Origin of the sequence: Virgibacillus oceani (assembly GCF_041521345.1) — a bacterium.
GTDB classification, from domain to species: Bacteria; Bacillota; Bacilli; order Bacillales; family Amphibacillaceae; genus Virgibacillus_N; species Virgibacillus_N oceani_A.
On sequence record NZ_JBGOHB010000003.1, the window covers coordinates 44,710 to 65,168 of the forward strand.

General features: G+C 39.0%; 24 protein-coding genes. 17 read left to right on the forward strand and 7 right to left on the reverse strand.

The window, feature by feature from the left end:
• Positions 1 to 101: 101 nt before the first annotated feature.
• On the forward strand, positions 102 to 1,262 hold the full coding sequence (yhbH, locus tag ACDX78_RS03400; protein ID WP_486025372.1) for a sporulation protein YhbH: 1,161 nt from the start codon (positions 102 to 104) through the stop codon (positions 1,260 to 1,262).
• Positions 1,263 to 1,291: 29 nt separating this feature from the next.
• The gene (locus tag ACDX78_RS03405) at positions 1,292 to 1,597 is read left to right on the forward strand and encodes a GNAT family N-acetyltransferase (protein WP_486025374.1); all 306 of its coding nucleotides are present in this window, start codon (positions 1,292 to 1,294) and stop codon (positions 1,595 to 1,597) included.
• Between the two features lie 19 nt (positions 1,598 to 1,616).
• On the opposite strand, the gene ymzB is transcribed toward ACDX78_RS03405, so the two are convergent.
• Both ymzB and ACDX78_RS03415 read right to left on the reverse strand, forming a co-directional pair.
• Positions 1,617 to 1,967 carry a protein YmzB gene (ymzB, locus tag ACDX78_RS03410; RefSeq protein ID WP_486025375.1) on the reverse strand — a complete coding sequence of 117 codons (351 nt, stop codon included), beginning with the start codon at positions 1,965 to 1,967 and terminating at the stop codon, positions 1,617 to 1,619.
• Between the two features lie 174 nt (positions 1,968 to 2,141).
• On the reverse strand, positions 2,142 to 2,576 hold the full coding sequence (locus ACDX78_RS03415) for a GNAT family N-acetyltransferase (protein WP_486025377.1): 435 nt from the start codon (positions 2,574 to 2,576) through the stop codon (positions 2,142 to 2,144).
• A gap of 112 nt (positions 2,577 to 2,688) precedes the next feature.
• On the opposite strand from ACDX78_RS03415, the gene pdxR reads away from it, so the two are divergent.
• From pdxR to ACDX78_RS03440, 5 genes are all read left to right on the forward strand, one after another.
• The gene (gene pdxR / locus ACDX78_RS03420; protein ID WP_486025378.1) at positions 2,689 to 4,095 is read left to right on the forward strand and encodes a MocR-like pyridoxine biosynthesis transcription factor PdxR; all 1,407 of its coding nucleotides are present in this window, start codon (positions 2,689 to 2,691) and stop codon (positions 4,093 to 4,095) included.
• A 171-nt stretch (positions 4,096 to 4,266) separates the two neighbouring features.
• Positions 4,267 to 5,670 (forward strand): SpoVR family protein, encoded by a 1,404-nt coding sequence (locus tag ACDX78_RS03425; RefSeq protein WP_486025380.1) that lies wholly within the window; start codon positions 4,267 to 4,269, stop codon positions 5,668 to 5,670.
• Positions 5,671 to 5,945: 275 nt separating this feature from the next.
• Positions 5,946 to 6,413 (forward strand): nucleoside deaminase, encoded by a 468-nt coding sequence (locus tag ACDX78_RS03430; protein ID WP_486025382.1) that lies wholly within the window; start codon positions 5,946 to 5,948, stop codon positions 6,411 to 6,413.
• Positions 6,414 to 6,595: 182 nt separating this feature from the next.
• Positions 6,596 to 7,144 (forward strand): DUF6944 family repetitive protein, encoded by a 549-nt coding sequence (locus ACDX78_RS03435; RefSeq protein WP_486025383.1) that lies wholly within the window; start codon positions 6,596 to 6,598, stop codon positions 7,142 to 7,144.
• Positions 7,145 to 7,267: 123 nt separating this feature from the next.
• Positions 7,268 to 7,858, forward strand: coding sequence for a YpjP family protein (locus ACDX78_RS03440; RefSeq protein WP_486025385.1), 591 nt, complete (start codon positions 7,268 to 7,270; stop codon positions 7,856 to 7,858).
• Positions 7,859 to 7,953: 95 nt separating this feature from the next.
• Here ACDX78_RS03440 and ACDX78_RS03445 read toward each other — a convergent pair whose 3' ends face one another.
• Positions 7,954 to 8,670 (reverse strand): NAD-dependent protein deacylase, encoded by a 717-nt coding sequence (locus tag ACDX78_RS03445; RefSeq protein WP_486025386.1) that lies wholly within the window; start codon positions 8,668 to 8,670, stop codon positions 7,954 to 7,956.
• Positions 8,671 to 8,767: 97 nt separating this feature from the next.
• On the opposite strand from ACDX78_RS03445, the gene ACDX78_RS03450 reads away from it, so the two are divergent.
• Positions 8,768 to 9,478 (forward strand): hypothetical protein, encoded by a 711-nt coding sequence (locus ACDX78_RS03450; RefSeq protein WP_486025388.1) that lies wholly within the window; start codon positions 8,768 to 8,770, stop codon positions 9,476 to 9,478.
• Between the two features lie 78 nt (positions 9,479 to 9,556).
• Here ACDX78_RS03450 and ACDX78_RS03455 read toward each other — a convergent pair whose 3' ends face one another.
• Genes ACDX78_RS03455 through ACDX78_RS03465 form a run of 3 tightly spaced genes read right to left on the reverse strand, consistent with a single transcriptional unit; the run spans position 9,557 to position 10,075 of the window.
• Positions 9,557 to 9,742: an H-type small acid-soluble spore protein gene (locus tag ACDX78_RS03455; protein ID WP_486025389.1), complete on the reverse strand. Its 186-nt coding sequence runs from the start codon at positions 9,740 to 9,742 to the stop codon at positions 9,557 to 9,559.
• Positions 9,743 to 9,744: 2 nt separating this feature from the next.
• Positions 9,745 to 9,936: an H-type small acid-soluble spore protein gene (locus ACDX78_RS03460; protein ID WP_486025390.1), complete on the reverse strand. Its 192-nt coding sequence runs from the start codon at positions 9,934 to 9,936 to the stop codon at positions 9,745 to 9,747.
• Positions 9,937 to 9,955: 19 nt separating this feature from the next.
• Positions 9,956 to 10,075 carry a DUF4023 family protein gene (locus ACDX78_RS03465; protein WP_486025391.1) on the reverse strand — a complete coding sequence of 40 codons (120 nt, stop codon included), beginning with the start codon at positions 10,073 to 10,075 and terminating at the stop codon, positions 9,956 to 9,958.
• 585 nt (positions 10,076 to 10,660) lie between these two features.
• On the opposite strand from ACDX78_RS03465, the gene ACDX78_RS03470 reads away from it, so the two are divergent.
• The 8 genes from ACDX78_RS03470 (at position 10,661) to ACDX78_RS03505 (ending at position 17,218) form a co-directional block, all read left to right on the forward strand.
• Positions 10,661 to 11,920: a hemolysin family protein gene (locus ACDX78_RS03470; protein ID WP_486025393.1), complete on the forward strand. Its 1,260-nt coding sequence runs from the start codon at positions 10,661 to 10,663 to the stop codon at positions 11,918 to 11,920.
• Between the two features lie 12 nt (positions 11,921 to 11,932).
• Entirely contained in the window at positions 11,933 to 12,232 is a 300-nt protein-coding gene (locus tag ACDX78_RS03475; RefSeq protein WP_486025395.1) for a hypothetical protein, read from the forward strand.
• Between the two features lie 99 nt (positions 12,233 to 12,331).
• Positions 12,332 to 12,955, forward strand: coding sequence for a TetR/AcrR family transcriptional regulator (locus ACDX78_RS03480; RefSeq protein ID WP_486025396.1), 624 nt, complete (start codon positions 12,332 to 12,334; stop codon positions 12,953 to 12,955).
• Between the two features lie 185 nt (positions 12,956 to 13,140).
• Complete coding sequence (gene spx / locus ACDX78_RS03485; protein ID WP_486025398.1) at positions 13,141 to 13,551, forward strand: transcriptional regulator Spx; 411 nt, start codon at positions 13,141 to 13,143, stop codon at positions 13,549 to 13,551.
• Between the two features lie 226 nt (positions 13,552 to 13,777).
• On the forward strand, positions 13,778 to 14,356 hold the full coding sequence (locus tag ACDX78_RS03490) for an NADPH-dependent FMN reductase (protein ID WP_486025399.1): 579 nt from the start codon (positions 13,778 to 13,780) through the stop codon (positions 14,354 to 14,356).
• A 598-nt stretch (positions 14,357 to 14,954) separates the two neighbouring features.
• Positions 14,955 to 15,860: a hydroxymethylglutaryl-CoA lyase gene (locus ACDX78_RS03495; protein WP_486025401.1), complete on the forward strand. Its 906-nt coding sequence runs from the start codon at positions 14,955 to 14,957 to the stop codon at positions 15,858 to 15,860.
• Positions 15,861 to 16,081: 221 nt separating this feature from the next.
• Entirely contained in the window at positions 16,082 to 16,471 is a 390-nt protein-coding gene (locus tag ACDX78_RS03500) for an SDR family oxidoreductase (RefSeq protein WP_486025402.1), read from the forward strand.
• A 213-nt stretch (positions 16,472 to 16,684) separates the two neighbouring features.
• Positions 16,685 to 17,218 carry a helix-turn-helix domain-containing protein gene (locus ACDX78_RS03505; RefSeq protein WP_486025619.1) on the forward strand — a complete coding sequence of 178 codons (534 nt, stop codon included), beginning with the start codon at positions 16,685 to 16,687 and terminating at the stop codon, positions 17,216 to 17,218.
• Positions 17,219 to 17,515: 297 nt separating this feature from the next.
• Here ACDX78_RS03505 and ACDX78_RS03510 read toward each other — a convergent pair whose 3' ends face one another.
• Complete coding sequence (locus ACDX78_RS03510) at positions 17,516 to 19,363, reverse strand: serine hydrolase domain-containing protein (protein WP_486025404.1); 1,848 nt, start codon at positions 19,361 to 19,363, stop codon at positions 17,516 to 17,518.
• 448 nt (positions 19,364 to 19,811) lie between these two features.
• On the opposite strand from ACDX78_RS03510, the gene ACDX78_RS03515 reads away from it, so the two are divergent.
• Complete coding sequence (locus ACDX78_RS03515; RefSeq protein WP_486025406.1) at positions 19,812 to 20,459, forward strand: hypothetical protein; 648 nt, start codon at positions 19,812 to 19,814, stop codon at positions 20,457 to 20,459.

Sequence of the window (20,459 nt, forward strand, 5' to 3'; positions counted from 1 at the left end):
GTTGGCTAAGCAATATATGGCAGCCGGGGTGTCAGTTTTACCTGCTGTCGCATTTCACCATAACGCCTTTGTGCGTTCTTGTATTTTAGAGGAGGAAGAGTATGAAGGAGAAAAAGGAAAATTTTGTTGTCTCCCAGGAAGACTGGACCCTCCATCGTAAAGGCTATCAGGATCAGAAAAGGCATATGGATAAAGTGAAAGATGCTATTCATAAAAATTTGCCTGACTTGGTAAGTGAAGAAAATATTATTATGTCAAATGGCCAAGATGTGATTAAAATCCCTATCCGTTCTCTGGATGAATATAAAATCCGCTATAATTACGACAAATCTAAGCATATAGGCCAGGGGGACGGGGACAGTCAAATTGGTGATGTCATCGCCCAGGCACCTGCAGAAGGAAAACCGGGAGATGGTCAAGGGAAAAAGGCTGGTGATCAACCTGGTAAGGACTACTATGAAGCAGAAGTGTCACTTGAAGAACTCGAGGATGCACTTTTTGCAGAGATGGAACTGCCCAATCTGGAGCAGAAAGAACAGGATGAAATAACAATAGAAGATGTGGAATTTAATGATGTACGTAAAAAAGGCCTCATGGGTAATATTGATAAAAAAAGAACGATTTTAACGGCAATCAAGCGTAATGCCAGAGAGGGCAGGCCAGGTATTAACCCGATATATAATGATGATCTTCGGTTTAAAACATGGAATGAGGTGGTTAAGCCGGAGTCAAAGGCAGTCGTGCTCGCAATGATGGACACAAGTGCATCGATGGGTATGTTCGAAAAGTATGTCGCGAGAAGTTTCTTTTTCTGGATGACCCGCTTCCTCCGTTCCAAATATGAATCCGTGGAAATTGAATTTATTGCCCATCATACAGAAGCAAAAGTAGTGTCAGAGGAAGCATTTTTTTCCAGAGAGGAAAGCGGTGGAACAATTTGTTCTTCCGCATATAACAAAGCATTAGAACTGATTGATGAAAAATATCATCCGTCCCGCTATAATATTTATCCATTTCATTTTTCAGATGGGGAAAACATCACTTCCGACAATCCGAAGTGTATTGATCTTGTGAATGAAATTATGGGTGTATCGAATATGTTTGGCTACGGTGAAGTAAATGGGTTCAGCAGGAAATCCACGTTAATGCGGGCGTTTGAAACAATTGATGTTCCGAAATTTCGTCATTATATCATTAAGGAAAAAAGCGATGTGTATCATGCATTGAAAAGTTTTTTCAGGAAGGAACCTGCAACGGTTTAATAATTGGAAAGCATCTATGATTAATCTGATTGGCTGAAGACAAGAATAAGAAGGTGCAAATCGTTTGGAGGTTTGCATCTTCTCATGCTCTGGCTACTCTGAGTTTTCGCCCAGCTACAAATAAAAGCGGGAAGAAAGCTTATATCACCAATATGTACATGAAAGAAGCATATCGGGGGCAAGGCCTCGGCACGAATATGCTTGATATGGCAGTGGGTGAAGCGAAAGCTGCCGGTATTACGAAAATATGGCTGGGGGCTTCTGAATTAGAGAGACCGGTATATAAACAGTATGGTTTTAAAGAGACTGTTGAATGGCTGGAATTAAATTTCTAATTGCCTCAGGCAAATGGTTTTATTCGTTTACTTCAATCGTATAAATTGCCCTATCTGTAATTAGCGCAAACCTTGCACCGTCAAATTGATACAACGACGAATCTTCCAGCGGAATCTCGTATAAAGAGGACGGCAGGGGATGCGTTTCACTCATTTCATTTTCAATTAACCCGGTTCCGTTTAACTGCAGTGCGTGTTTTGGTACATAATCGTCTATTCTTCTCTTATTGGTTTCATAGGAAACGTCTGCTAATTCCATCACCGTTTCATCATAATCATCGAGTTCCTGCTTCGCTATTTTTACCGTCTTTCCACTCCATTTTTGAATTAAATCATTAAACTCCTCGATTGATAAATATTGGTCACTCATTAGTTATCCCTCCTGGAAATAATCTTCCCTGAAAAAGAGGAAAACATACCGATTGGATATGGTACTGACGACAGTAAAGAGAGTTTAGTGTTTTTGATGGAAACGGAATTCCAAAATACTTCAAAAAAAGGTGCCATCTGCGCACCTCTTTTGAAGTAAATCTTACAATTGACTTCATCCATTCAATGTTTTTTTAAAAACATAACTTGCTTTTTCATACGCCATTTTCTCTTCATAAAAACGGTGCGCCTCATGACGCTGTAAACCTGATGAAAGAGCAACACTGTCATAATTATGCGCTACTGCCCATTCATGAACGAACGAAAGAAGCTTTTCTCCATACCCATTTGAACGTTTTTGCGTATCCGTAACTAAATCACAAACCCAAACAAATCGTCCATAATATAGCGTGATCATTGGTTTAAATCCAGTAACAGCAACGATATCTCCTTGATCATACAAAGCAAATAATTTGTACATGTCTTTTTCTTTAGCCTCAGTCACCAATGCTATGTACTCTTTTTGGCTAAGATGCGTACGTAATTGATTCATGATCGGGAAAGCCTCGGTCCATTCCCTTTCGGTGGTTAATTCTTTAATGTTAAACATATATATCCCCTTTCTTACAATATATTTTCCATTATATTCTTAGTCTGGCATCATCAAAAGTGTCAGATTTGGTATAATTGAAGGGGTCAGATTACAAAGGAGAGTATACTTTATGATAGAACTAACACCTATATTGGATGATACAAAAGCAGAACCATTGTATATACAACTTTACAGATACATTAAAGAAGAGATCGAAGGAGGCAGGATAAGGGCTGATATAAAGTTACCTTCGAAAAGGAAATTATCCAGCCATCTTGGAATTAGTGAAAACACCATTGAAACTGCCTATCAGCAATTACATGCAGAAGGATATGTTAGATCCGAACCAAGAAAAGGGATGTTTGTTAAAGAATTAGAAGAGGATTTATACCCGTATTCAAGAAGTGTGCTGCCTCTAAACATAATAGAACGTGAAAATACAGCGGGAAATTATAAAATAGATTTTAATCATGGAAAAGTAGATTTATACCAATTTCCATATGCAGCATGGAGAAAATTAACTATTCAATCAATTTACGAGGATAATAACCAGGTTTTTTTAAATGGTGATCCAAAAGGTGAGTTCTCTTTACGTGAAGAAATAGCAAACTATCTTTTTCAATCAAGAGGGGTAAGTAGTGCACCAGAGCAAATTATTATAGGTGCTGGTACCCAATTCTTAATCGGACTACTATGTATGCTTATTGGTAAAGAATCCATATACGCTATGGAAGATCCGGGTTTTCACCGAACGAGAACGGTGTTTAAAGATCAAAGTGTTGAAACAATGTCAATCCCGCTCGATGCAGATGGTGTGAGTATGAAGCATTTAGAAAAGAGTAATGCAAATGTCGTTTATGTAACTCCCTCTCATCAATTTCCAACGGGAAAAATAATGCCTATTACACGCCGAACGGAGTTATTGAATTGGGCTAAAGAAAACGGATGCTATATTATTGAGGATGATTATGATGGCGAATTCAGATATAAAGGAAAACCTATTCCATCCTTACAAGGGTTAGATTCGCAAGGCAGTGTTATTTACTTAGGTACATTTTCTAAGTCATTAATCCCGTCTATACGGCTAAGTTATATCGTGTTGCCTGCAACCTTGTTAAAAAAATACGATAACCATTTTTCTATTTATAAACAAACGGTTTCCCGGCTCCATCAGGAAACACTCATTCAATTTATGAAAAAAGGTTATTGGAAAAGTCATCTGAACAAAATGAGGGTCACATACAGGAGGAAACAAAAAGCACTGGTATCAGCAATTAAACAATACATGGGTAATAAAACAACAATCATTGGAGAAGAATCGGGTTTGCACATTTTGTTACATGTTCAAACTAATATGACCGAAGCTGAGCTGGTAAAGACTGCTGAAAAAGAAAAGGTGAAAGTTTATCCGCCCTCCATTTATTATGAAAAGTACGATGCGGATCGGCCAGCTATGGTATTGTTAGGCTTTGGAGGGTTAACGGAAACAGAAATAGAAGAAGGCATTAAATTATTATCTAAAGCATGGTTCAATTAATGGGTGATTCAGCCCCCCGTTGTTTCAAAAATAGCAGAACTCCCTTCCGTTAATAGGTGTTTTTAATGAATTAAATAGGAACGTAATCTTGAAAAGTACGTTCACTTTATCTGGTAATAATTTTACGTATGATTCATAGGTTATAGAAAGTGTTTATTAGGGGGGTATTCATTGACTGAGACGAAGGAGCTTAACCGTGCCATTGATGAAATAACAGAAATTGGCTCAAGCTACGGGCTTGATTTTTATCCGATGCGGTATGAAGTTTGTCCTGCCGATATTATTTATACATTCGGTGCATACGGAATGCCGACAAGATTTTCCCATTGGAGTTTTGGAAAGCAGTTTCATAAGATGAAGCTGCAGTACGATCTGGGGTTAAGTCAGATATATGAGCTGGTAATTAATTCGGACCCCTGTTATGCTTTTTTGCTGGATACAAATAGCCTGATTCAAAATAAGCTGATTGTGGCACACGTGCTGGCTCACTGTGATTTTTTCAAAAATAATGTTCGTTTTTCCAACACGAGACGGGATATGGTGGAAAGCATGACAGCTACTGCGGAGCGTATTTGCCATTATGAAATGATTCATGGGAAGGAAGAAGTAGAAAGTTTCCTTAATGCTGTGCTTGCCATACAGGAACATATTGACCCGTCCATTATCAGACCGAAATTGCCGTCCTATGATATGGAAGAGGAGGAAGAGCCGACACCCAAATCCAAAGGACCGTATGATGACTTATGGGATTTGGACGAAAAACCTCCGGAGCGAAGACGGACAAAGAAACGGAAGAAAATCCCGCCAAAGCCTGAGAAGGATCTGCTCCTGTTTATTGAGGAGTACAGCAGAGATTTGGAGGATTGGCAGCGGGATATTATCACGATGATGCGCGAGGAAATGCAATATTTTTGGCCGCAGCTGGAAACGAAAATTATGAATGAAGGCTGGGCAACATATTGGCATCAACGAATTTTAAGGGAAATGGATTTGACGCCTGAAGAAACAATCGAGTTTGCGACATTAAACGCAGGGGTGATTCAGCCGTCAAAACAGCAGATGAATCCGTATTATTTGGGTCTGAAGATGTTTGAGGATATTGAAGAGCGATACAATAACCCCACGGAAAAAATGCGGGAGCTTGGTGTGAAGCCTGGCTCAGGCAGGGTGAAAATGTTTGAGGTAAGAGAAATAGAGTCAGATATTTCCTTTCTGCGTAACTATATGACCAAGGAATTTGTGCAGCAAGAGGATATGTATTTATTTGAAAAAAAAGGCCGCACGTATCAGATTACGAACAAAGCATTTGAGAATGTGCGTGATGAACTTGTTTCTATGAGGGTTAATGGTGGATTTCCGTATATTACGGTGGAAAATGGAGATTACCTGCGCAACGGCGAGCTTTATTTAGTGCACAGCTATGAAGGCACAGAGCTGGATATTAATTACTTGGAGAACGTACTTCCCTATATTTATCAGCTGTGGGGGAAGAATGTCTATATGGAAACGTATGTGGAGGAAAAGAAGGTTGTTTATTCATATGATGGGAAGAAGGTGTATCGGAGACAGATGTAAACTAATAGTTAAGATTTTAAATAGAATTTATATCTTTTTTACCCTTTTGGATTGTCTGAAAGGGTTTTTCTTACGATAATATGGTACAAAAAAAGAAATGAATAAAGAATATTTTAACATTATTAAAACAGTTTATACTATCGACATTTGGAAAAATTATTGTATGATCGAACTAATATAAATAAGGTGATTGTTACCAGTATCCAGCGCACCTGCATATGAAACGCACACTTCATACACAAATTTAGGGAAAACATGTAAATGGAGGGACCATGATGAGAAAAGATAAACTGATGGAAAGGGCTGTGGAAATTGCACAAGAAAGTGCAATGGGCGATGGTGGGCCATTTGGAGCCATTGTTGTAAAAGATGGGAAGATTATAAGTACCGGAAGAAATGAAGTCACCGCGGTGAACGACCCTACTGCCCATGCAGAAATGCAGGCAATTCGTGCGGCGTGCAGATCATTACAAAGTTTTCAATTATCAGGTTGTGAAATTTATACCAGCTGTGAACCATGCCCTATGTGCCTCAGTGCAATTTATTGGGCTAGACCTAAAGCAGTATACTATGCATCCACAAAAAAAGAGGCAGCACAAATTGGGTTTGATGATCAATTTATATATGATCAAATTGCGCTACCCTTTGAAAAGCGCAGTATTCAAATGATGCAAATTTGCCCTGATAACCATAAACTGCCATTTCAAACCTGGAAAAATTCAAGCCATAAAACTGTTTATTAAGTTTGGATTATCAATAATGATGATAAGATGATTTCTCATAAATATATCGCTTGTTTGGATGCGTGTTTATATGGAATGAAGAAAGAAGTAAATGATTTATATCGTAAAGTTGGATGGATAACTACACAAAGCGTTTCTACCTTGCGTAAAATAAACAAATTGTGTGCGCGGGGGATTAGCAGATGACCGATAATTATAAAGCATTCATTGGTTCATGGCTTGATGCACTAGGGACAATTATTTCTGCTCTGGCGGAAGTGCGGGCGCTGTCCGGTCTTAATGATATAAATAATCAGCTGATTTCGATAGGTGAAGCACTTCAAGCTCTTGGTTCGGCTATTATCGGAACTGTGTCATCGACGGAGTCACTGGGTTTTGCAGGGAATTGGATTAACGGTGCTGGAGCAGCTGCCAGTTCTTTGGCAGCGTATTTACAGGACATCGAAAATGGTGAGGAAAATGAGCAGTTGGAAATTTTAGGTGATACCATGCAATCTTTGGGCAGTTCCATAAGTGCAGTTTCCGATTACCAGCAAGGAGAGGAGGAAATGGCTATTGGTAATGCATTGCAGGGACTGGGTGCCGGATTGGAAAGTATTGGTGGCATAATGGTGCTAAGAGGAGAAGGTGCCGGGCAAATTATTTCAACGATTGGGGCAATATCTCAAATGATCGGTTCGAACTATAATGCACTAATAATTACAGAAGAACTATATCAACAAAACAATTAAATTTGCAGAAAGATTTTAGAAAATGTAACAATTTGATTAAAAGTTTAAAAAACTCATAGACATACGCAGAAAACATGATAAAATTTAAATAAGGGGACGAGGTGACAGAGGATGAAGCTTTGGATGCGAAAAATTGCTGTAGTAATGGTTGCAATAATGACCCTTGGTTTTTATGTGCCGCCTGGTTTAACTGCGGATATGGAAGCTGAGGATAATAAAAAGGCGCTTTCCAATCCCGATGTAAATGATGAAGCGGTTACTTCTGTTTTAGTAGTTCCGCAAGAACATGAACCGGAACGCACGCAAAGTACAGCTGATCATCTGCATATCCTCACAGATCAGGCGAAAGAGCAAACACTTATGAAGCTGGGACCGAGAATCACCAGTCAGCTTGATGAAAATTTTATGGATACCATTTTACTTAACATAGAAGAGACGCTGGACAGCATTCTTTCCGAATTTCCAGCTGAAAAATATGCATACTTAAACATAACTGAAACCCCTGCAAATGGATTTGGAGAGAAAATCTTTCATATATATGACGTTGAAACAAATGAGGATGTCGCTCGTTTTCATGTACGCCGGGACCATCGGCCATGGGAAGGCTACTGGTTTAATTTTCATTACCATGTATTTGAAGATGGTTTTGAAGATCACCATGAAATAGGAGAAATTTTTTGGGATAAAAATATGCCGCCGAAATGGATGGCTTAAAGCAAAATGCCGTGCAGCACGATTGCTTTGCATGGCATTTTTAATATGATAGTATGATGCTTTTTTGATAGGATAGGATGTCCCGGATAACCCTTTTATTTACTGATAACTTGGTCTACCTCTTCTAGCACTTCCCCAATTTGCCGCTCATTAATAATTTGGTCGGCATACGCATCGAGTTGTGTTTTCTCTTGGTTAATAATCACCAGCCTGGCACCATTTTCCTTGGCGATTAAAGGGAATTGATTGGCTGGAGTCACTGTTAATGAAGAACCGAGCACGATAAACAAATCACAATTTTTTGCTTCCTCCAAAGCAAGATGAAATGCATCCTCAGGCAGGGATTCCCCGAATAATACGATGGATGGCCGTAATATACCGCCGCAGGTACATTCATATCTATCCTCCATATACGCTTCCTTGCCATATACCTTTCCGCAGCTTTGACAATGCAGTTTTTGTAATGTCCCGTGGAGTTCGGCAACCTGCTCAGAGCCAGCTTCCTGATGAAAACCATCCACATTTTGTGTAATGATGGATTTGACTTTACCCGCTTTTTCCCATTTAGCTAAAATATCATGGCCTTTATGCGGCTTATATTCTGTGATTGCAGCTACTCTGGTGCGGTAAAAGTTAATAAAGTCATCCACATGCTTATTTAAAGCTTCCGTAGATGCAAGCCTAGATGGGTCCAGGTTGTTCCACAGTCCTTTATTTTGAGAGCGGAAGTCCGGCAATCCGCTTTCGGTAGACATTCCCGCCCCGGTGAAAACCACTGTATAATGAGAAGATTGTAGCCATTCACGCAGCATTTTTTTACCTCCATAAAATCATTTTTTCTGTGTCCGTGTCCCTATTCTCATTTATGTTGCATAGAATAATACAGCTATTGCAATGAGGAGTGTCACTATGGGGTTATATATTAATCATAACAATAATGAAGGCATTTTTGGAAATAAAGAGGATCTTTCTGCACCGAATCAAGGCTTTTTCATGCGAAATCATGTGGAGGAAATGATTCAAGCGCAGCAAAGAGTGAATGTGTCCATGGAGAAAGCGATTGGTAATTTGAGTGTGTATCAAAAGCAGCAGGACGGGAAACAACAGGCGCACTGGCTGGAAATGCAGCATTATTTGCAAGAACTCGTGAAGGTGAACAGAAGGCAGGAACAAGTGGAAGGGCGCGTCATGAAGCAACTGCAGAACCTGGAAGAGAAAAATGAGAAGCTGACTATGGCCGTGAATGAAAGTGGCGCTTATGAGAAAGAAAAAGTAGATCAAATGTATGCTTCCCAACAGGCGTTATTAAGTCAATTGAAGGGGTATGAATCAGAAGTAAAGAAGTTGATTGGTAAAATAGATGAACAGGCAGCAATGCATCAGCAGTTGGCTGAAAAAGTGAATGGCCAGGAAAGAAGTCAGGAGGAAGTATTAGGGCGTCTGGAGAACCAGGAAGCGTTGACAGCAAAGATGCTTCGCCAATTCGACCATTTCCGGTCGGCATTATTTGAGAGAACTACCTTTCTTGCAGAAAAAATCGAGGACAGCGCAGAAATCACATCCGCTTACATGACCAAATTAATGTCGAGAAAAGAACAGCCAACTACGTTATACAAATAAACAGAGAGACGGTTCTTCAGTTTCATTAGATAGAAAATTAGGTTTATGAAACAAAAGAACCGTCCTTGTGTTTCAGTTCTAAGGGTTTACTTCATATAGTCCGTTTAATTCAACGGTTTGTTCATCATCCATTTGATTTAAGGGAAATACGGCTGCTGTATCCTTTCCGTCATGTACTTCCCGGATGTAAACAGGGATACCGCGATAGGTTACCTGAATCATTTCGATTGAATCAACAATTTCCTGTGCTCGTTGTTTTTCCATCGTCAATTCCCTCTTTTCGATTCCATCAGACTTTCCAGCTGTACATCAAATTCACGCTCAGGCTGTTCCAGCGAGAAAATGCGTGCTGAATTCGATTGCTCATGTACGTGCTGGATATAAATTTGCTGACCATTATACGTTACATGCTTCATATCGGGTGATTGGGCGATTTCTTCTGCACGATGTCTGTCCACTCCGGACGCCTCCTTTTAATTAGTGCCGTTTATTCGGCAGTTTTTTTGCAGGGTCATTATGTCCCTGGTGTTCCTTATTCTCTTTATCTTTTCGCTTATTTTCTTGAAACTTTTCTACAAATTCACGTGTATCATCCATGATAATTACCTCCTTTTATATGGAGTATCACTTTTAATTTAACCAAAAGAACATGGAACATACTTATAAAGGAGTAAGCTAATCCCTTTCGCCTGCAAATTACTTTTATGATTCCGCCGAGAAAACCCTTGACTTCAGTCAAGAGATGAATCGGCTTCGGATAAGGCGTCTTATCGCACCTTAATTATCTGACATATTTAGATGAGGTATGGTATCATAACCTTGTATAGATTGCTCTTTGAAAATGAAGATATAAGGTTGTTGCAGGAAAAACGCTGCAATGTAAAATCTTCAACTTTCTTTCGCTCCACGCTCATCGAAGTTGCAAAAAACAAGCGAAGTAGGAAGCGTGGCGAGTCAACGTACAAAAAATTATGCTTTCACCGTAGGGACTATGCTTAGCCTGATAAATAACTAGCGGTTACGCTGGTGTTCGCAGGAATCTCGTGATTTTAACCACGAGTGGTTCAAAACGTTTCAACTCCTATATGATAAAGTTAGAAAAATACAAGTAATTCCTATAAAAAGAGAAGGCAGCTGGGATCGTGAACAAGTCCCTCTGTCCCATTAGGAGGCAGCAAGGCCGTGATTATTGCAATCATCGCGTTACTTTTTGTATCATTATTTTTTTCCGGCAGTGAGACTGCATTAACAGCAACAAATAAAATGAAGCTGCAAACACAGGCAAGGAAGGGGGACGAAAAATCCGAAAAACTTTCAAACCTTGTGTCCAAACCCGAACAATTTATTACGTCTATTTTAATCGGAAATAATATTTCAAACATTATACTTCCAACATTGGTAACCATGGTGGCTATTGACTATGGGTTAAATGTTGCCATTGCTTCGGCTGTTTTAACGGTAACGATCATCGTATTTGCGGAAGTGATACCAAAGTCGATTGCAGCAGCGTTTCCAGAGCGTATTGCTTATGTCGTTTATCCGGTGGTCCGGTTTGTTATCATCATTTTAAAACCGGTGACATTACTGCTGAATGCATTAACGGGTTTTATCATCCGGGTACTTTCCAAGGGAGAACAGCAGAATGACTCCGTCTCCAGGGATGAAATCAGGGCGATGGTGGATATTGCAAGAACCGAGGGGATTTTTAAAAAAGAAGAATCCCACCGAATTAAAGGGGTATTGGAATTTCAGAATTTAAATGTAAAGGATGCCTTGAAAACACCACGCGTGGATATTATGGCGCTGCCGCAAACTGCGGATTTTGAAGAAGTAAGAAATATTGCAGTGGAAAACCCTTTTACGAGATATCCTATATATGATGAAAATATCGATAACATTGTGGGAGTATTCCATACAAAATATTTACTTTCCTGGTCCATGGAATCGGAAAAAACCTTGGAGTCTTATAGTGATATGGATCCGCTGATTGTTTTTGAATTCCATTCCATCGAGTGGGTATTCCGCAAAATGACACAGGAGAAAAAGCATATGGCTATTGTGCTGGATGAATACGGGGGAACAGAAGGGATTATTAGCCATGAGGATATTATTGAAACATTAATAGGGCAGGAAATTGAAGATGAAATGGATAAAGAAAGTGAGGCACTCGTGGAAAAAATGACGGAAACGGAGATCATATGTCACGGAAAAATACCGCTGCACCGATTAAATGTTATTTTTCATACAGAGATCCCGGAAGAGGAGGATGTGCTTAGCGGTTATCTGCTGAAAGAATTTCATTACTTTCCCGTGGAAGGGGAAAAACTGATAAGAGATGGTCTCACTTTTAACATATTAAGCACGGAAGAAAGAACCTTGAATCGTGTGCAGATTAAGAAAGGAGCGGAAACGCCGCAAACGAATAATGGAGAACACAAATAAAGGAGGAAACAAATGCACTTGATTGCCAAGCAGCCTTATGTAAAGGTGGAACGGAAGGTTAGCAGTATTGAGCAATGGGATGAGGAAGAGCAGCGGATGATCTACCTTTATGATGAAAAGGTGGTTACGAAACGCAGGGAGTTTCCGATCACGGATGTGCTTGATGTGTCGTATAAAGAGGTCGCAGGTACTGGCGGAATTCTTTATTTACATACATTAAAAGGTGTATTTCCCTATACGGTGAAAGATTCCCCAAAGCAGTTTATACTTGCATTTAACAATGAAATTAAAGAGAAAGGGAAAAATCTTTAAATAAAATGACATAGTGTCACAAAAACTATTGACAAATGACACTGTATTATTTATCATTAAATCATGACATCATGTCACCTGCAGTGATGGAGGTTAGTAATGCCAAAACAAACGTTTTTTAACTTGCCCGAGGACAAAAAGGAAATTTTAATTCAGGCAGTAGAGAAGGAATTTTCCAGAGTACCGCTCTTTGAAGCATCTATTGCAAATATGGTTCAGGATGCTGGCATTCCCAGGGGAAGTTTTTATCAATACTTCGAAAATAAAGAAGATGCCTTTTTTTATTTGTTGAAAGAGCATACAAAAGAGAGACAGGCAAACTTTATTTCGCTTTTAAAACAACATGATGGAGATTTGTTCAAAGCAATGGCGGGGATGTTTCATAATATTATTTCCGATTCACCCGACAATCTACCTTTTATACGAAATGCCCTTTTAAATATGACACACAAAGTAGAACACACCTTTGCCGGCATATTCAGCAGTAGTATGATGGATGATTCACTTGATGAATTCAGTCCGTTGATCAATAAAAAATACTTAAATATCTCCGAAGACAAAGAGTTATTTTATGTTATGCAAATCCTTACCTCCGTTACGATTCGTAATTTCATTGAAAAATTTTCCCGGAATTTAACAGATGAACAAGCGATCTGCAACTATACGACTGAACTGCAACTGTTGAAATACGGGCTTTACAGTAAAGAGGAAGAAGAATCTTAAGCTTTGTGAGACTGTAAAGGAAAAGAGGGGCATGTTTTTAGCAGATAATCATCTGCATAAGTACAGCAAGTATTTGCTGCAGCGGCCTTTAGACAGGCTGGTTTTTTCAATAAAATCGTATGTGAAAAATGTACAAAACATTGGAAAGCCTGGTAAGAAAAATAAATAGAGACGAGGTATGATACATGACAGTGAGGTTATTTGGAACACCATGTTCATCAACGAGAAAGGCAAAAGAATGGCTGGATCAGCACGGAATCAGCTATATGGAACGTAATATTCTCAGGCAGCCTTTAACCATTGGGGAACTTCATTCGATTCTACGAATGACCTTGGAAGGGACAGATGAAATTATTGCAACAAGATCAAAAGTGTACAAAGATCTTAATATTGATCTTGACTCACTTCCGCTGAAAGAATTACTCAACATTATACAACTACACCCCAGTCTTATGCGCAGTCCCATTATCATAGATGAGAAACGAATTCAGGTTGGTTATCATGAGGACGATATCCGTCAGTTTGTCCCAAGAAAAGAACGTAAGAATCAATGGCTTCAGTGGCAAATGAATAATGTACAAATAGCAAAAGGGTAGATTAATCCGCAATAAAAGAATATGCTTCTCAGGTGGAAGGCCTGCTTTGCGATAAGAAGCGGGTCTTTAAATATCTCATTAGTTACTTTTTATAACTGAGTGAAAATTAATAAGCGGTTTCTATTGCATATTATTTTTTAAGGTGTTATCATATGTATTGTTGAAAAAATGAATTCAAAAATGATGAATTCAGTATAACAACAGACTGCGAGGAGGAATTTTTCACATGTTAAAGATCGGGATTGTTTTAGGAAGTGTACGTAAAGGACGTAACGGAGAGGCTGTAACAAACTGGGTGTATGATTTTGCGACGAAACGTAATGACAAAGATGTGTCCTACGAAATCGTAGACCTTGCTGATTATAAATTGCCAATGCTGGGAGAAGCACTTCCGGAAGAGGCTCAGGCAGAAGCAGACCAAACCATCAAAGCTTGGTCAGAAAAAATGGATTCTTTCGATGGCTATATCATCGTAGCCCCGGAATATAACCACGCTGTAGGGGGTGCGCTCAAAAACGCACTTGACTTCTTGAAGCCGGAAGTTGCAAACAAAGCAGCAGGTCTGGTTGGATACGGAAGTTTAGGCGGAACCCGTGCACATGAAAACCTTCGTTTAATCTTTGGAGAGCTTCAAGTTGCAGATGTTCAAACAGCAGTTACATTCTCACTGATGACCGACTTTGTTGACTTTACCGAGTTCAAACCAGCTGATTTCCATGCAAACAATGCAAATGGCATGCTGGATCAAGTTATTGCATGGAGCACAGCGCTGAAGACAGTAAGAAAAGAAAAAACATTGAACTAAATAGATGATTGAGAAGCAATATCAGGAAATGCGTCTTTCCAGGTATTGCTTTTTTGTTGTGGAAATACAGATCTATCAAGGTTTCATACAATAGGGTACTTGAGAAGTGTTGCCAATGTCTTTTGCATGAAGCATTCCTCCAAAAATGTAATCGAGGAGCGTTATCAGAGCCCCCATCCTCAAAATTTCGCTCAAAAAGGTACTCGAGAACCGCTGTCGAACATTTCATTATTGCATTTTCTAACAACTGTTGATGTAAAAGGTGCTGTTTGAAAAAAACATGCGTAAGTTCCGTGATCCACCTTCGAACCTATACTTTATGCATATCTTAATAAATTAAGCTGACGTCACAATCACCCAATTAATTACAAATCAACAAAATAACATTTGCATATTCCGAAAATTTATTATATAGTATATTCAACAAGGTTGAATATAAATAAACGTGAGTGAATATAATTGTTATAAAGTAGAGTGAAAAGGGAATTAGTAAAGAGGAGTCTTACGTAAATATCAAGTAAACCAGTAACAAATGAGCTGAAAGCGCATTCAATATAATATGAAATTTTACAGTAATAAAACCCTGGGAGGGATAAAAATGGGACGATGGCCGGAATTTGTACAGATTAAAGAAGTTGGACCACGGGATGGTTTGCAAAATGAGAAGAAGCGGATATCAACAGCCGACAAAGTGAATTGGATCAATATGCTTTCTGACTCCGGTGTGAAGGAAATTGAATATTCTTCGTTTGTTCACCCGAAATGGATACCAGCACTTGCAGATGCGCATGAGGTTGGTAAAAAAATAAAGCGTAACCCGGATGTTCGTTACTCAGCGCTCGTGCCAAACATAAAGGGTCTGGATTTGGCGCTGGAAACCGGTATTGACGGAGCGTCTGTATTTATGTCGGCAAGTGAGGCGCACAACAAGAGAAATATCAACAAATCGATCGATGAAACATTTCCGGTTTTGGGAGAAGTGATCCAGGAAGCAAAGAAAGCGGGAAAGCATGTCACCGGATATGTATCCACTGTCTTTGACTGTCCGTATGAAGGAAAGATTTCCCCTGAAGCGGTCATTCGTGTTAGTGATCAGCTGCTGGAATATGGCGTAGATGACCTGTCGCTTGGAGATACCATTGGCACGGCGGTTCCTTCCCAGGTAGAAGAGCTGCTTGAATCCATGATGGAACGATATTCCAAGGATCAGCTCATCATGCATTTCCATGATACAAGAGGCATGGCTATCGCCAATATCATGACATCGATGGAATATGGCATTACTAGATTTGATAGCGCAGTTGGTGGACTTGGAGGTTGCCCCTATGCGCCCGGTGCCGCAGGAAATGTGGCTACCAACGATATTTTATATCTCATGCATGGTCTCGGGATTAAAACAGGAATTTGTGAGAAAAAACTTCAGGAAGCAGCGCTTTATATCCAGAATAAGCTAGATAAGAATCTGCCCAGCAAATCGGTAGCTTATGCTGCTGCCCAGCAATAAAAAAGAGATTAAACCGCCACTTTATTTGTTCCTGAAAAAATGAAGGGGCGGTTTTTTGCTGTTTGCACTCCTCTCAAAATGAAATAGTTGGTATCGTGCTTTTAAAAATGGAATGGAGACAGTAAAATATACAGTGTTTATGATAATCTCAAAGTTAAAAAAGGAGTTAAAATCAATGAAAACACACCCAATATTAGATGGAAAAGTAGCCGTTATAACAGGTGCTGCAATGGGGTGGCGGATACATTATTAATATTTTTTCTGTGAACGGGTTCCGGCTCCAGCCAAAAACGTCTGCATATGTAGCTGCAAAACATGGGGTGGTAGGTTTAACAACAAATGGCCCCTTGGAATATGGCAAACATAATATTCGCATTAACTCCGATGCTCCTGGAGGGGTAGATACACCGATGTTACGAGGTGTTTTAGAGCTGTTTGGTTTTGATCCGGTTAAATATGCGAAACAACTTAGTGTGCTGGAAAGGTTTGCACAGCTAGAGGTTTCCCAAGCTACCGTGTGGTTAGCTTCTGATTATTCTTCCTATGTAACTGGGAAAACCATCCATGTAGATAAAGAGGTTATACAAGTATGTAATGTATTCAAAAAATGAACCTCCTATAAAGTATAGGGGGTTTTTGTGTTTATTGGATATTTACATGAAGTGTCATTATATTTTTTTCAAAAAGAAAAGGATCACCTGACCTAGAACTGACTTACTTCCCTTTTCCCTCTGCAATCCTGCTTTTCTGTGATATAATGACCTTTAATGATTTCCGTCTGAAAGGGGAGAATCCCGATAGATTTACATAATATTGGCAGAAAAATAAAACAAGCCCGGCTGGGGAATAAAAAAACGCAGCAGCAAATTGCAGATGAATGTGGTATATCTAAGAGTTTACTTTCGAAAATCGAGAATGGTCAAACAGCATCTGCCGTAGCAACATTATCCAAAATCAGTGATGCGCTGGGGGTTTCCTTGCCCTGGGTACTTGACAACCATCCGGAAACCGATCTTATGCTGCTCCCAAAATCGGAGAGACAGTTAAAAGTAGGCGATGAAAACATGGGATATTCTTTTGAACTATTGGCAAACCGAACGAAATTTTCCAGCATTGAACCAACGATCGTGCATGTAACACCAAAAGATACGAACTTGAGGCACGAACCTTACACCCACTCACAGGATGAGTTTATTTATATTTTGGAAGGCACAATTGAACTGCTTTATGATGATGAAAAATACAAGATGGAACAAGGTGACACTGCTTATTTTAAGGGGAAAAAGACGCATCTCTTCGTTCCTGTTGACAACAATGGCGCAAAGGTTCTTACTATTTTTATCGATACAGATGAATGAAAATAAAAAGCTGCTGTATAATCTGATAATGAATACAGCAGCTTTTTCATTTTCAAATAGTTAATTCTACTTTCAAGGATCTACAGAAACCATTTAAAATTGCCATAAAGCTTATGTTTGTATCTTTCGAGTCGTTTGATTTTCCTGAAAGTTAAAATGGAACATAACCAAACAAATACAAACAACCATTCGTGACTCTCTCTTTCATTATCAATAATATTGTTCATGGTCATCCCTCCCGGTATAAATGAGATTTTGAAACTTAATTTAGCCCCTCTTAGAATCCCTGCTCAACCCTTATGAATACAATTGCCAAATAACCAGCCAAACAATTAAAATAATACTGCTGACAACGGATAGCAGGTGCCCGAACTTCTGCACTTTGGATAATCGTGATTTTTTCCAAGTAACAATGATCATGACAAGGAAAACAAGGCTGGTCGCCGTAAAAATATAATTCAATACGGAATGGAATAAGAGTTCCGAATAAGACCGAGTTGGATTCATCAACATCCGAATCGCTAAGACAAAAACATTCAGCACAATCGCTGCTCCCGAAAGATTCAATAGCCAATTCCACTTTGTTATTGATGCCATTTTTTTCTTTCTTCTCCACGTCAGGAATGCACGCACCATTAAGACAAACGGTGAAATGAGAAAATATACAGCGCACCAGATAAACAGTCCCATGGTGATATAAAGAAAGGCTTTACTTTTTTCCATGGGCAAATAATCGGAATAAGAAGTAGAAATTTGTTCAACTGCTCCGTCTGTCACTTGGAAATACATCACATTGTTCGGGATAAAAGCATTGTGTCCGCTTGTCATTTTATAAACATAAGGACTTGTTTGTACATAATTGGCTGTAAGTCCCGAAACACTGACTTCAATCTCATTATCATTTATGGATTTGATATTCAAAGGAATAAGATAATAATAATACAGATTCATAAATCCGCTGTGCATGCTGCGGGCTGTTAAATAACTCCCTTCTGTAACTGATGAATTTGGCAGCTTTTCCTCTACTGTTTTATCCCCATCTCCAACCAATTCATGAATCAAGTCAAATGAAAGATCTATTTCGTCTGCTTGATTGGTTAATACAATCACTGCAAAATTATCCTCTGGGACAATATGAAAATTACTGGAAAAAGCACCGGTACTTCCTGAATGCGTTAATCCTTTATACTGGCCATCATATTCCCAAAATCCATGGGCAACCCCAGGGACACCCTCATGGACAGAATAACTTGATGAAAGCAGTTCTGATAATGTTTTATCTGCCCTTAATAAAGGAGATGTTTCATCGTTTGCAGGCATTAGTGCGGTTGCAAACTTTGCTAAGTCTACAGCTGTTCCGTTGATTCCACCGCTGGGATACAGGGAAATATAAAAAGGGTCGGATTCCCTGAATTTGGTTGGTTCATCTAATATGTATCCTTTTGTTTTATTTTGACGAATTTCCTCATTGTCCTCCACAGGAAGATGTATCGTTGAATGATTCATTCCCAATTTTGAAAAAATATTATCGGACACATAGTCGTAAAATTCCTGGCCTGTAATTTGTTCAATAATAAAAGCAGCCAATGATGTAGCGTAATTGGAGTAAGCTACCACTTCCCCGGGTTTATAAACTTGTTCTGGTTCCGTCAATTTCAAAGCTTCTTCTAAGATGGTCAAATGTTCCGGAGAGTTATAAAGCAAATCATGGATGTTTTCTTCAAAACCGGCATTGTGATTCATTAGGTTTAGCATTGAAATGGGATAATCATAGTTTAACTTTGTTAGAAATCCTTCAGGTAAATAGGTCCGTATGTCTTCGTTTAAGTCAATTCTGTCCTGTTCTGCCAGCTGCATCACAGCAACCCAAACAAACAATTTGGTTATAGAACCCCATTCAAGAACAGAAGTGCTTGCATCCATTGGAATTTGGGCTTCCATATCTGCATAACCATACCCTTTTGATAAGATGATGCTGTCGTCTTTAACAACGACAATACTTGCACCTGGCACAGTCTTTCCAATGTAGTCTTCCGAGTAATCATCCAGAAAATCTTCCAATTCTGTAAGTGGAATACCAGAAGGCGTGGTATTTTCATCTGCAAATAAAGGAATTGGAAAAAAGGAATAACACAGTAGAAACATAAATACGAAAGCAACAACTCTTTTAATCTTAAATCCTCTCCCTGAAAAATCGTTTATATATGTATTGTATCGACTATGTGTGCTGCAGTATGAAATCTTATTCTTTTGGTGACCGAGAAAGTATTTGGAGGGAATGATAAAAATCTTCCCTGGCTATAATGACAACAGATTTGTAAGCCAAAGTCAGGCAGAGGAGGATATCCAAAAAGGATAAATCAAGTTTATCACATACAAAGTGTAATTACATGTGCCATATTGAATATTGTGTTATCCCTGAATATAGACGGAGCATCCATATAAAAAAATTCAGGAAGAGGTTCGGGAAATAATTAGAGAACTATATTCCTCTCCCAATTATTATTTCAAAAAACCTATTGACTTACATACCCAGCATCTATATACTCAGTAAATAGATACTCAGTATATATTGATGGGAGCTATAAACATAATGATGGATACACTGCTCACATACCAGTGGGAAATTTTCATAACAGCTGAAATATTGTCACTGGCTGCATTGCTCCTTTTTGGGGCAGTTCGTTACATTTTCGGGAAACGTAGATTCAGTCTGCTGTTTCTTGCAATCTTTGTCGTGTTATTGATTCTTGAAGCAGCACTTGCTATATTGATTTATCAGGAAACCGGGGAGATTTCCAACTTCCAGATTATTATTACCATCTTTGTGATTTATGCCTGCACGTTTGGAATATTTGATTTTATGAAACTGGATCGCTGGATGCGTAAAAAAGTTGGAGACTGGCGTGGAGTTGACCTGCTGTCAGATAAAGATAGAAAGATCATGCGCAGGCAAAAAGATCCTAAATATGTGGCAAGGAAATATCGCTTGTCTTCAATTGTACATCTTACCGTATTTAGTATTATTCAATTAATCTTTTGGACGTATGGAACGAGCGGAATCGATGAGATGACCGCTTATATAACGGATTTTTCATGGATAGGGGCAGAAAATGCGGAAGGAACGCCATATGCCAATGATACTATTTATGGTATTTCCATGGTTTGGGGTATTGTTTTCGTTGTTGACTTTATTTATTCATGGTCGTATACCATCTCTCCATCAAAATCGAAAGGGTGA